The sequence below is a fragment of the Burkholderia diffusa genome, from assembly GCF_902499115.1.
Lineage (GTDB): Bacteria > Pseudomonadota > Gammaproteobacteria > Burkholderiales > Burkholderiaceae > Burkholderia > Burkholderia diffusa.
Genome location: NZ_CABVPN010000001.1, coordinates 305,527 through 318,016, shown reverse-complemented (window position 1 = coordinate 318,016; position 12,490 = coordinate 305,527). Strand labels below are relative to the sequence as shown.

Sequence of the window (12,490 nt, the reverse complement as noted above, 5' to 3'; positions counted from 1 at the left end):
ACGCGTGACGGCCGCGATGCGCCGTCACGCATTCTTCCTGTTTCCCTTCGATCTGCATGCGCCGCCTCGCGAGGCGGCGTGCGTGCGCACATTCGCGCACCGGCGCGCGTTACGGCAGTGCCGGCACGTTGAAGCCCTGCGCGGCACGCGTGATCCGGAATTCCGTCACGCGATACGTCGCGAGCCCTTCGGTCACGAACGGATCGGTCTCGAGGATCGCGTCCAGTTCGTCGCGGTCGATGCGGGCCGCGAGGATCACGCCGCCTTCGCGCGGCACCTTCGGCCCCGCTGCGATGAAGATGCCGCGCTCGAACAGCGGCTGCAGATACGCACGATGGCGTTCGAGCGCATCGTCGATGCGCTCGAGCGACGCGTTGTAGTGGATGTCGATGACGTACATGGATGGCCCTGGAATGTCGCCGGCGCGTCGTGTGCCGGTCAGCCGGTCTTTTTAGCACAGCGGCCGTCCCGTGTCGTGCCGGCCGTCGTGCGTGTATTCAAGTTGTAAGTCTCGTTGCCGTAAATACGGAGGCAACCGTTTGCGCGCGACCGGCCGTTCGCGCGTATCGCGGGCATCGACTTCGACAACAAGGCACGCAGATGAGCAGAATGAGTTTGAATCGCAAGCTGTGGCTCGCGCTTGCGCTGGTATGGATCGGCTTGCTCGGCGTCGGCGCATGGAGCGCATACGAGACGCGCGCGACGATGCTCGCCGAACGCAAGGCAGGCATCGCCAACCTGGTCGACTCGGCGGCCGGCATCGTCAGCGCATATCACGCGCTCGCGCAGAGCGGCACGCTGTCCGAGGCCGACGCGAAGCGCGACGCGCTCGCGAGCGTGGCCGCGATGCGCTACGGCGAGTCGGGCTATGTGTTCGTGATGGATTCGAAACCCGTCGTGCTGATGCACCCGACGCTGCCGAAACTTGTCGGCACGCAGGTCGGCGACTATCTCGACCCGGACGGCAAGCCGCTGTTCGTCACGATCCTGAACGCCGCGAAGGCGACCGGCAGCGGCTTCGCCGAGTATCGCGGGCGGCTGCCGCACAGCGAGACCGCGGTGCCGAAGATCAGCTACGTCACGCGCTTCGCGCCGTGGGACTGGAACATCTCGAGCGGCGTGTTCCTCAAGGACATCGATACCGTCTACTACCGGACGCTGTTCGGCCACCTCGCGGTCGTGTTCGCGATCGGCTTCGCGATCAGCGCGGCGATGCTCGTGATCATCCGCAACGTGCGCGGCAGCCTTGGCGGCGAGCCGGACGAAGCGGCCGCGCTGGCGACCCGCATCGCGCAGGGCGACCTCACGCGGCCGGTGCCGGTGCGCGCAGGCGACGACACGAGCATGATGGCGGCGATGCGCGACATGCAGGCGCGCCTGCAGGCGACGATCGGCGGAATCCGCCAGTCGGCCGAGTCGATTGCGTCGGCGAGCCGCGAGATCGCGTCCGGCAACGACGACCTGTCGCAGCGCACGGAGGAGCAGGCCGCGTCGCTCGAGGAAACGGCCGCGAGCATGGAGCAGCTGACCGCGACGGTGAAGCAGAACGCCGACAACGCGCGGCAGGCGAGCGGGCTCGCGAACAACGCATCGGAGATCGCGCGGGCGGGCAACGACGTCGTCAGTCGCGTGATCGGAACGATGGGCGAGATCGACGACAGCTCGCGCAAGATCGCCGACATCATCGGCGTGATCGAGGGCATTGCGTTCCAGACCAACATCCTCGCGCTGAACGCGGCGGTCGAGGCAGCGCGGGCCGGCGAGCAGGGGCGCGGCTTCGCGGTGGTCGCGGGCGAGGTGCGTTCGCTCGCGCAGCGCAGCGCGACGGCCGCGAAGGAGATCCGCCAACTGATCGTCGATTCGGTCGAGCGCGTGCGTAACGGCTCGACGCTGGTCGGCCAGGCCGGCACGACGATGGGCGAGATCCTGCAGGCGGTCGCGCGCGTGACCGACATCATGGGCGAGATCGCGGCGGCGTCCGAAGAGCAGGCGAGCGGCATCACGCAGGTTGGGCGCGCGGTCACACAGATGGATCAGGTCACGCAGCAGAACGCGGCGCTCGTCGAGGAGGCCAGCGCGGCCGCGGCGTCGCTGCAGGAGCAGGCCGGCCGGCTGCGCGACGCGATCAGCGCGTTCCGGGTCGCCGATGCCGGTGGCCGCGTGCATTGAACGCAACTAACGGCCTGATGGCGGCGTGGTAGCGGCCTGGTCGCGCATCGTTCGCCAGCACCGCTGCGGTGCATACCCATATGAGCGGGATGTATTTCACTTCCGGCCGATCCTGTGACACCATTTGCCCCTTCCTGCGAGTTCGGGGATACCCGTATCGCGCCCCATTTTCAGTTAGCAAGAAAGCGAGAAACAGATGAAGCGTCGCAGTCTCCTGAAGGTATTTTCCGTGCTGGCCACCGGTGCCGCGCTGACGCTGTCGGCGGGCGCGCACGCCGAAGACAAGGTCATCAAGGTCGGCACGGTCGCCGGCCCGGATGCGGAAGTGTGGCAGGTCGTGCAGAAGGTCGCGAAGGAGAAGGAAGGCCTGAACGTGAAGGTCATCGAGTTCAACGACTACGTGCAGCCGAACGCGGCGCTCGATGCGGGCGACCTCGACGCGAACAGCTTCCAGCACCAGCCCTACCTCGACAGCCAGGTGAAGCAGCGCGGCTACAAGATCGTCAGCGCGGGCCTGACCTACATCTCGCCGATCGGCGTGTACTCGAAGAAGTTCAAGGCGCTGAAGGACCTGCCGCAAGGCGCGAAGCTCGCGGTGCCGAACGATCCGTCGAACGAGAACCGCGCGCTGCTGCTGCTGCAGACGCAAGGCGTGATCAAGCTGAAGGCCGGCGCCGGCACGGGCGGCAACAACGCGACGGTGCTCGACATCGCCGAGAATCCGAAGAAGCTGAAGATCTCCGAGCTCGACGCCGCGCAACTGCCGCGCGTGCTGTCGGATGTCGACGCCGCCGTGATCAACACGAACTACGCGCTCGCCGCGAACCTGCAGCCGACCAAGGACGCGATCGCGCTCGAATCGCTGACGAGCCCGTATGCGAACCTGATCGCCGTGCGCGCGAAGGACAAGGATCAGCCGTGGGTGAAGAAGCTGGTCAAGGCGTACCAGTCGCCGGAAGTGCGGGAATTCATCAAGAAGCAGTTCAAGGGCTCGATGGTCGCGTCGTTCTGAACGCCGCACACCGGTCGGACCGCTGAAACGAAAGGGCCTGCCTCGCGCAGGCCCTTTTTCATTGGCGCGGCCGCAGATCATTGCGCGGCGCCCGGCGTTCAGCGCTGGCTCACATCTCGCCACGCCGCGAGCAGATCGCCATGATCTGCTGGATCGCGTAGTTGTCGCGCACGCCCGGCAGCGACTGCACGACGCACTCGTGAAAGCGCCGCTCGCGCGGCAGCAGCATCGCGTTGTTGCGGTACAGCGCGTCGCACGAGCGCTGGATCAGTTGCGCGGCCGCGCCGTTGCGGCTCTCGCGCAGCGCGCCCAGCATGCAGTCGTCGTATTGCGCATAGCCGTCGGTCAGCGCGAATGCCGCACCCGGCAGCGCCAGCGCGACGACCGCGCACGCGATCGCACGGATTCCCCGTTTCATGCACGCTCCGTTGGTGTGGATTGGGTCCGCGGACAGCATAACGTAAAGCTGTGAACGCGGCTGACGTGTTGCGCCGGGGCCGGCGCCAAGCGCCGCCGGCCGGGCTTCGCGAGCGTTTCGCAGCGGCTCGGCGGCCGCGTGTGCCGGCCGGACGCCCGAAAGCGCGAAGTCAGGTGGTGGTCTGCGGAAATGGTATCCTCGTGCGTTCGCCGCCGCGCGCCTTCCCGGGGCCCGCGCGGGGCCGCTGCCGCCCACACCGTCACCCGGTTGCGCGTGCTCGGCACCTGCATGACGGCGGCGGGAATCCATCATCCAGAACCGACACAAATACGGGGGAGACTCACCCATGAAGCGTTTCAAGATTTTCGCGATCCGTTCGATCACGGCCGGCGTCGCCGCATTCGCGCTCGCGGGCGCCGCGCACGCACAGACGGTCAAGGTGCTGTCGATCGTCGACCACCCGGCACTCGATGCGATCCGCGACGGCGTGCGCGCCGAACTGAAGGCGCAAGGCTACGGCGACGACAAGCTCAAGTGGGAATACCAGAGCGCGCAGGGCAACACGGGCACGGCCGCGCAGATCGCGCGCAAGTTCGTCGGCGACCAGCCCGACGTGATCGTCGCGATCGCGACGCCGGCCGCGCAGGCGGTGGTTGCATCGACGAAGAGCGTGCCGGTCGTCTATTCGGGGGTGACCGATCCGGTCGCAGCCCAGCTCGTGAAGGGCTGGGGCCCGTCGGGCACCAACGTGACGGGCGTTTCCGACAAGCTGCCGCTCGACCGTCAGGTCGCGCTGATCAAGCGCGTCGTGCCGAAGGCGAAGACGGTCGGCATGGTCTACAACCCGGGCGAGGCGAACTCGGTCGTGGTCGTGAAGGAGCTCAAGGAGATCCTCGCGAAGCAGGGGATGACGTTGAAGGAAGCGGCCGCGCCGCGCACCGTCGACATCGGCCCGGCCGCGAAGAGCCTGATCGGCAAGGTCGACGTGATCTACACGAACACCGACAACAACGTCGTGTCCGCGTACGAAGCGCTCGTGAAGGTCGCGAACGAAGCGAAGATCCCGCTCGTCGCCGGCGACACCGACAGCGTGAAGCGCGGCGGCATCGCGGCGCTTGGCATCAACTACGGCGACCTCGGCCGGCAGACCGGCAAGGTCATCGCGCGCATCCTGAAGGGCGAGAAGCCGGGCGCGATCGCGTCGGAAACGAGCAGCAACCTCGAGCTGTTCGCGAACACGGGCGCGGCCGCGAAGCAGGGCGTGACATTGTCGCCGGATCTGCTCAAGGAAGCGAAGACGGTCATCAAGTAAGCCGCGGCCCGACCGCCGCGCTTGCGGGCCCGATCCGGGCCCGAACGAAACCGCCGGACGGGCGGCTCCCACCCGGGGCCGCCCGCCCGCTTCGCCCGGCCGTACACGTGAAGCCGGGAAGCAACAGGATTTCCCCATCATGTCTCTGTTCTCGTTTCTGGGCGCGCTGGAGATCGGCCTGATCTTCAGTCTCGTCGCCCTCGGGGTGCTGATCTCGTTTCGCATCCTCAACTTCCCCGACCTGACCGTCGACGGCAGCTTTCCGCTCGGCGGCGCCGTCGCCGCGACGCTGATCTCCGCCGGCCACGACCCGTTCACGTCGACGGTGCTCGCGATCGTCGCGGGCGCGCTGGCCGGCTTCGTCACGGGCTGGCTCAACGTGCGCCTGAAGATCATGGACCTGCTCGCCAGCATCCTGATGATGATCGCGCTCTATTCGGTGAACCTGCGGATCATGGGCCGGCCGAACGTACCGCTCATCACCGAGCCGACGATCTTCACCGTGCTGCAGCCCGACTGGATGCCCGACTACGTGCTGCGCCCGGCGCTGCTCGCGATCGTCGTCGTGGTCGCGAAGCTCGGCCTCGACTGGTTCTTCTCGTCGCAGCTCGGCCTCGCGATGCGCGCGACCGGCGCGAACCCGCGGATGGCGCGCGCGCAGGGCATCGCGACGGGCCGCGCGACGCTCGCCGGGATGGCGCTGTCGAACGCGCTCGTCGCGCTCGCCGGTGCGCTGTTTGCGCAGACGCAGGGCGGCGCCGACATCTCGATGGGGATCGGCACGATCGTGATCGGGCTGGCCGCGGTGATCATCGGCGAGACGCTGCTGCCCGCGCGCCGGCTCGTGCTGACGACGCTCGCGGTCGTGCTCGGTGCGATCGTCTACCGCTTCTTCATCGCGCTCGCGCTGAACAGCGAATTCATCGGCCTGAAAGCGCAGGACCTGAACCTCGTGACGGCTGCGCTCGTCACGATCGCGCTGGTGCTGCCGGCGACGCGCAAGAAGCTGTTCGCGCGCAAGAACGGAGGGGCCTGACATGCTGTCCGCACAAGACCTGAAACTCACGTTCAATCCCGGCACGCCGATCGAGACGCGTGCGCTGCGCGGGCTGTCGCTCGAGATTCCCGACGGCCAGTTCGTCGCGGTGATCGGCTCGAACGGCGCCGGCAAGTCGACCTTCCTCAATGCGGTCAGCGGCGACCAGCGCGTCGATTCGGGACGCATCGCGATCGACGGCACGGATGTCACGCGCCAGCCCGCGTGGGACCGCGCGCACCTCGTCGCGCGCGTGTTCCAGGATCCGATGGCCGGCACCTGCGAGGCGCTGACGATCGAGGAGAACATGGCGCTCGCGACGGCGCGCGGCGTGCGGCGCGGCTTCCGGGCCGCGCTCGACCGTCCGTCGCGCGAGCTGTTCCGCGACAAGCTGCGTCTGCTGAACCTCGGTCTCGAGAACCGGCTGACCGACCGGATCGGGCTGCTGTCGGGCGGTCAGCGGCAGGCGGTGAGCCTGTTGATGGCGTCGCTGCGGCCGTCGCGGATCCTGCTGCTCGACGAGCACACGGCCGCGCTCGACCCCAAGACGGCCGCGTTCGTGCTGGAACTGACCGCGCGCATCGTCGCCGAAAGCAAGCTGACGACGATGATGGTCACGCACAGCATGCGGCAGGCGCTCGACTACGGCGACCGCACGGTGATGCTGCACCAGGGGCAGGTCGTGCTCGACGTGTCGGGCGACCAGCGCCGCGGGCTCGACGTGCCGGACCTGCTGCAGATGTTCGAGAAGGTGCGGCACGAGCAGCTCGACGATGACGCGTTGCTGCTCGGCTGACGCGCGGCGGGCGGGCCGGCGCAGTGCGAGGTGCTGCATCGTGCCGGTTTGCGTGAGGGTTGGCATGCCGATCCGGCCGGGAGATTCGGCGCGCGTGCGCCGCATCGGGCCGGATGGTTGGGGCGGGCGTTCGGGCGGCGCGATCCGGCCACGCCCGATCCGGCGCGCCGTAGCATGACGGGGCGCGCCGGCTTTCTCCCCGTTTTTCCTCCGACAAAAGCCGGTTTCGCACCGGCGCTGTGCGATGCGAGCGCATTGCCATATACTGTATATCCATACAGTTGTGGGTGGCGTCATGCTCGCATCCTCCATTTCTCCCGAATCCCTTCATCCATCGCTCTGGCGTGGCTCGCAGCTCGCGCGCGGCGGTTTGCGCACGATCGACACCGGCTTTGCGCCGCTGTCCGCCGAGCTGCCGGGCGGCGGCTGGCCGGTCGGCGGGCTCGTCGAACTGCTGGCCGCGCAGCCGGGCTGCGGCGAGATGCGGCTGCTTGCACCCGCGCTCGCGCGTACCGTCAACGCCCGGCGTCCGCTCGCGCTCATCGCGCCGCCGCAATCGCCGCATGCGACCGCGCTCGCCAGTCTCGGCGTGCCGGCCGACGCGTTGCTGTGGCTGCGCGCCGGCAGCCGCACGGATGCGTTATGGGCCGCCGAACAGGCGCTCAAGACCGGCTGTTGCGGCGCGCTGCTGCTCTGGCAGGACGCGCGGCCCGATGCACTGCGGCGCCTGCATCTCGCGGCCGCGCGCACGGGCGACACGCTGTTCGTGATGCTGCGCCCGCTGTCGGCCGCGCGGCAGCCGTCGCCGGCCGTGCTGCGCGTCGCGCTGTATCCCGTGCCGGGCGGTGTGTCGCTCGACATCGTCAAGCGTCGCGGGCCTGCGAGCGGCGAGCCGCTCGTGCTCGACCTGCCGTCGCCCATCGTGGAGAGCCGCTATGCGCGTCTTGCTCGGCATCCATCTGCCGCGCCTGCCGCTCGACGTGTGCGCCCCGCAGCCGTCTGACGCAGCGGCCGGCGGCGCCGGCTGCGCGGTGCTCGAGCAAGGCGTCGTGCTGATCGCCGATGCAGCCGCGCGCCGGCAAGGCGTGCGCGCGGGCATGAAGCGCGGCGGCGTGCTGACGCTCGCGCCCGAGACGCGACTCGTCGAACGCGATCCCGCGCGCGAGGCCGATGCGCTGCGCGCGGTCGCGCTCGCATTGCTGCGCTTCTCGCCGTGCGTCGCGCTCGACGACGAAGCGACGCTGATCGTCGACGTCGGTCCGAGCCTGCGCCTGTTCGGCGGCTTGCCGTCGCTGTGCCGTCAGGTGCGCGCGACGCTCGCGACGCTCGGTTATGCGGCGCGCCTGTCCGCCGCGCCGACCGGGCGCGGTGCGTGGCTGCTCGCGCGTGTCTCGGCCCGCGCGCGGATCCGGCGCCGGTTGGCCGCCCCTGCGTCGCTGGTTCGCGCGCTCGATGGGCTGCCGTGCGCGCTGCTGCCCGACGCGCGCCCGTATGCGGGCTGGTTCGACGGCCTCGGTTGCCGCACGCTCGCCGATCTGCGCGGCTTGCCGCGCGCGGGGTTGCAGCGCCGCTGCGGCCCGGCGCTGCTCGCCGCACTCGATCGCGCGTACGGCGATGCGGTCGAGCCGCTTGCGTGGATGGCGGTGCCGCCCGTGTTCGACGTGCGGCTCGAATTGCCGGAGCGCGTCGAATACGCGGAAGCTGTGCTGTTCGCCGCGCGGCGGCTCGTCGTGCAGCTCTGCGGGTGGCTGGCCGCGCGGCAGCTGTCGCTGGCCGCGATGACGTTCGATCTCGAGCACGAGCGCGGCCGTCAGGCCGTGCCGCCGACACCGCTCGAACTCGCGTTCGCCGCGCCCGTGCGCGACGAGACGCACTTCATGCGGCTGCTCGGCGAGCGGCTCGCGCGCGTCGAATTGCCGTCCGCGGTGATCGCGGTGCGGCTGAAGGCCACGCGCGTCGAATCGGTCGCGCCGCCGGCCGACGATCTCTTTCCCGAGCCGGGCGGCACGCGCGAGACGCGCGCGCGGCTGTTCGAACTGCTGATCGCACGGCTCGGCGCGGAGAACGTGCTGCGCGCGGCACCCGTCGCCGATCACCGTCCGGAGGCCGCGAACCGCTGGCTGCCGCTCGATGCGCAAGCAGGCAAGCCGGCCGCTGGTCCGCCGGCCGTGCCGCCGCGCCCCGCATGGCTGCTGGCCGAGCCGCAGCCGCTCCTGATGCGCGAGAACCGGCCGGTGTTCCATACGCCGCTCAGGATGATGTCGTCGGCCGAGCGGATCGAAGCCGGGTGGTTCGACGGGCAACTGGCCGCACGCGATTACTACGTCGCGCAAGACGAGGTCGGTGCGTGCTACTGGGTATTCAAGGAACGGGCGGGGAGCGAGTCCGAGCCGCGCTGGTTCCTGCACGGCCTGTTCGGGTGAGCCGTCATGATTGCAGAATTCAGCTGGCTGCCCGATTACGCGGAGTTGTTCTGCCGATCGAACTTTTCGTTCCTGCATGGCGCGTCGCATGCGGACGAGCTGGTCGAGCGCGCGGCCGAACTCGGCTATCGCGGGATCGCGATCACCGACGAATGCTCGCTCGCAGGTGCGCCGCGCATGCATGTCGCGGCGAAGGCGAAAGGGCTGCCGCTCGTCATCGGTTCGTATTTCGAAGTCACGCCGGATGAAGTCGCGCCCGGCCACGATCCGGGCCCCGGCGCGTTCGGGCTCGTGTTGCTTGCGCAGAACCGCGAGGGTTACGGCAATCTTTCCGAGCTGATCTCGTGGCGGCGGATGGCATCGCCGAAGGGCACTTACAAGCTGACGTCGCGGATGCTGTCGGCGCCGCCTGCCGAGTTTGCCCACTTGCGCGGCATGCCCGACTGCTTCGCGATTCTCGTGCCCACGTATCCGGTGCGTGCTGATGTACTCGATGCGCAGGTCGCGTGGTTTCGCGCGACGTTCGGCGAACGGGCGCGGCTCGGGCTCGTGCAGTTGCAGCGCGCGCTGGACGGTGCGCAGCGCGAGGAGATTCGTGCGGCCGGCGCGCGGCGCGGCGTGCGTATCGTCGCGCTTGGCGATGTGACGATGCACCGGCGTTCATGCAAGCCGCTGCAGGACGTGATGACGGCGATCCGCGTCGGAATGCCGGTTTCAGAATGCGGCTATGCGCTCGCGCCGAATGCGGAACAGCATCTGCGTTCGCGACAGCGGATCGGGCAACTGTACTCGCCGGAGGAGATCGCGGAGACGTGCGCGATTCTCGATGCTTGTCTTTTCGAACTCGATTCGCTGCGCTACGAGTATCCCGACGAGATCGTGCCGAAGGGGCTGACGCCGACGCGCTATCTGGAACAGGAAACCTTCGCGGGGGCGGCGGGGCGTTATCCGCAAGGCATTCCGGAGAAGGTCGAGAAGCAGATCCGCCATGAACTCGACCTGATCGCGAGGTTGAGCTACGAACCGTTCTTCCTGACCGTCTACGACATCGTCAAATACGCGCGCAGCCAGAACATCCTGTGCCAGGGCCGGGGCTCGGCGGCAAACTCGGTCGTCTGCTACTGCCTCGGCATCACCGAGGTCGATCCCGACCAGAGCACGATGCTGTTCGAGCGCTTCATCAGCGAGGAGCGCGGCGAGCCGCCGGATATCGACGTCGACTTCGAGCATCAGCGCCGGGAAGAGGTCATTCAGCATATCTACGAAAAATACGGCAAGGACCGCGCAGCACTCGCGGCGGCGGTCTCGACGTATCGCCCGCGCGGCGTGCTGCGCGAAACCGGCAAGGCGCTCGGTGTCGATCCGATGCTGATCGATCGCGTCGCGAAAGGGCATCGCTGGTTCGACGGCAGTCGCGATCTGCTGCAGCAATTCGCGACGACCGGGCTTGACCCGGCCACGCCGATCATTCGCGCATGGGCCGAACTCGCGGGGCGCTTGCTCAACTTTCCGCGCCACCTGTCGCAGCATTCGGGCGGCTTCGTGATCAGCCGCGGCAAGCTCACGCGGCTCGTGCCGGTCGAGAACGCGGCGATGGACGGGCGGCGCGTGATTCAATGGGACAAGGACGATCTCGAGGCGCTCGGGCTGATGAAGGTCGACGTGCTCGCGCTCGGCATGCTGTCGGCGCTGCATCGCGCGTTCGACATGCGCACCGCATGGCGCGGGCCGCCGGAGCCGGGTGGTGAGCCGTTCACGCTGAAGCATATTCCGCAGGATGACGAACCAACCTACGACATGATCTGCCGCGCCGATACGGTCGGCGTGTTCCAGATCGAATCGCGTGCGCAGATGTCGATGCTGCCGCGGTTGAGGCCGCGCAACTACTACGATCTCGTCGTCCAGGTGTCGATCGTGCGGCCCGGTCCGATTCAGGGCGGCGCGGTGCATCCGTATCTGAAGCGGCGCAGGATCATGGCCGGCGAAGAGGAGGGTGAGGTCACGTATCCGAGCGATGCGCTCAAGGAAGTGCTCGAACGCACGCTCGGCGTGCCGATTTTCCAGGAACAGGTGATGCAGATCGCGATCGTCGCGGCAGGCTTCACGCCTGGCGAGGCCGACGAGTTGCGCCGGGCAATGGCCGCGTGGAAACGCAAGGGCAACCTCGAGAAGTATTACGACAAGATCGTCGACGGGATGCTCGAACGCAACTACACACGCGAATTCGCCGAGCAGATCTTCGAGCAGATCAAGGGCTTCGGCGAATACGGTTTCCCCGAGAGCCATGCGGCCAGTTTCGCGAAACTCGCCTATGCGAGCAGTTGGCTCAAATGCCACGAACCGGCGATCTTCCTCGCCGCGCTGCTGAACAGCCAGCCGATGGGTTTCTATCCGCCGTCGCAACTCGTGCAGGACGCGAAGCGTCATCGCGTGAAGGTGCTGCCGATCGACGTGACGCAAAGCAACTGGGAAGCCTCGCTCGAAGCGCTGCCCGGCCAGCCGCCGCCGCATGGTCAGCCCGCGGTGCGGCTCGGCCTGTCGCTCGTGCGCGGCCTCGGCGAGGCTGCCGCGCGGCGCATCGAGGCCGCGCGCGCGGCCGGCCCGTTCGAGAACGTCGACGCGCTCGCGCGCCGCGCGCAGCTCGAACGACGCGATCTCGAAGCGCTCGCCGCCGCGAACGCGCTCGCGACGCTCGCCGGCCATCGCCGCGATGCATTGTGGCAGGCCGTCGCCGCAGCACCGGAGCGCGACCTGCTCGCCGCCGCGCCGATCGACGAAACGGAGCAGCCCGTGCTCGGCGCGCCTTCGGAAGCCGACGACATCCTTGCCGACTATCACACCACCGGCCTCACGCTGAACCGCCACCCGGTCGCGCTGCTGCGGCCCGCGTTGCGCGCGCAGCGGCTGTCGTCCGCGGCCGAGTTGCGCGACCGTCCCGATGGCCGGCTCGCGCGCGCGTGCGGGCTCGTGACCGCACGGCAGATGCCGGGCACCGCGAAGGGCGTGATGTTCATGACGCTCGAGGACGAGACGGGCTGCGTGAACGTGATCGTGCGGCCCGAGCTGCTCGCGCGGCAGCGCCGCGAAACGCTCGATTCGCGACTGCTCGCGGCATCGGGCGTATGGCAGGTCGTCAGCGACGTGAGGCACCTCGTCGCGCAGCATTTCGAGGATCTGACGCCGCTGCTCGGCGGCCTGCGCACGTCGAGCCGCGAGTTCCACTGACACGGCGCGCCGGCACGCCGCCCGCGCGCCGCCGCCGCATGCATACCAGTCGGCCAAACTGGTTCTATTCCGGTATCGTTTCCAGCTTCCCAAGCCTGG

10 protein-coding genes are annotated in these 12,490 nt (G+C 68.6%); 8 read left to right on the top strand and 2 right to left on the bottom strand.

Translation table 11 applies throughout. The annotated features are described in order from the left end of the window. Positions 1-109: 109 nt before the first annotated feature. Positions 110-400, bottom strand: coding sequence for a YciI family protein (locus BTE28158_RS01495; protein ID WP_044848209.1), 291 nt, complete (start codon positions 398-400; stop codon positions 110-112). A 200-nt stretch (positions 401-600) separates the two neighbouring features. Here BTE28158_RS01495 and BTE28158_RS01490 point away from each other — a divergent pair, with 200 nt between their 5' ends. Together BTE28158_RS01490 and BTE28158_RS01485 are read left to right on the top strand one after the other, a co-directional pair. Then, positions 601-2,169, top strand: coding sequence for a methyl-accepting chemotaxis protein (locus BTE28158_RS01490; RefSeq protein WP_124902024.1), 1,569 nt, complete (start codon positions 601-603; stop codon positions 2,167-2,169). A 196-nt stretch (positions 2,170-2,365) separates the two neighbouring features. Beyond that, on the top strand, positions 2,366-3,181 hold the full coding sequence (locus BTE28158_RS01485) for a MetQ/NlpA family ABC transporter substrate-binding protein (protein WP_059599877.1): 816 nt from the start codon (positions 2,366-2,368) through the stop codon (positions 3,179-3,181). A gap of 109 nt (positions 3,182-3,290) precedes the next feature. On the opposite strand, the gene BTE28158_RS01480 is transcribed toward BTE28158_RS01485, so the two are convergent. Beyond that, positions 3,291-3,599 carry a VF_A0006 family four-cysteine protein gene (locus BTE28158_RS01480; RefSeq protein ID WP_059599878.1) on the bottom strand — a complete coding sequence of 103 codons (309 nt, stop codon included), beginning with the start codon at positions 3,597-3,599 and terminating at the stop codon, positions 3,291-3,293. A 346-nt stretch (positions 3,600-3,945) separates the two neighbouring features. Between BTE28158_RS01480 and BTE28158_RS01475 the strand changes: the two genes are divergently transcribed. The 6 genes from BTE28158_RS01475 (at position 3,946) to BTE28158_RS01450 (ending at position 12,391) form a co-directional block, all read left to right on the top strand. After that, positions 3,946-4,911, top strand: coding sequence for an ABC transporter substrate-binding protein (locus BTE28158_RS01475; protein ID WP_151050638.1), 966 nt, complete (start codon positions 3,946-3,948; stop codon positions 4,909-4,911). A 139-nt stretch (positions 4,912-5,050) separates the two neighbouring features. Then, positions 5,051-5,947, top strand: coding sequence for an ABC transporter permease (locus BTE28158_RS01470; protein WP_059599879.1), 897 nt, complete (start codon positions 5,051-5,053; stop codon positions 5,945-5,947). Between the two features lies 1 nt (position 5,948). Next, positions 5,949-6,743 carry an ABC transporter ATP-binding protein gene (locus BTE28158_RS01465; RefSeq protein ID WP_059599880.1) on the top strand — a complete coding sequence of 265 codons (795 nt, stop codon included), beginning with the start codon at positions 5,949-5,951 and terminating at the stop codon, positions 6,741-6,743. A gap of 295 nt (positions 6,744-7,038) precedes the next feature. Further along, a complete protein-coding gene (imuA, locus tag BTE28158_RS01460; RefSeq protein WP_151050640.1) occupies positions 7,039-7,746 on the top strand; it encodes a translesion DNA synthesis-associated protein ImuA in 708 nt (235 codons plus the stop codon). Beyond that, positions 7,679-9,166, top strand: a complete 1,488-nt coding sequence (locus BTE28158_RS01455; RefSeq protein WP_174919628.1) for a Y-family DNA polymerase — start codon at positions 7,679-7,681, stop codon at positions 9,164-9,166. The genes imuA and BTE28158_RS01455 overlap by 68 nt, the downstream gene beginning before the upstream one ends. 6 nt (positions 9,167-9,172) lie before the next feature. After that, positions 9,173-12,391 carry an error-prone DNA polymerase gene (locus tag BTE28158_RS01450; RefSeq protein ID WP_174919626.1) on the top strand — a complete coding sequence of 1,073 codons (3,219 nt, stop codon included), beginning with the start codon at positions 9,173-9,175 and terminating at the stop codon, positions 12,389-12,391. Positions 12,392-12,490: the final 99 nt, after the last annotated feature.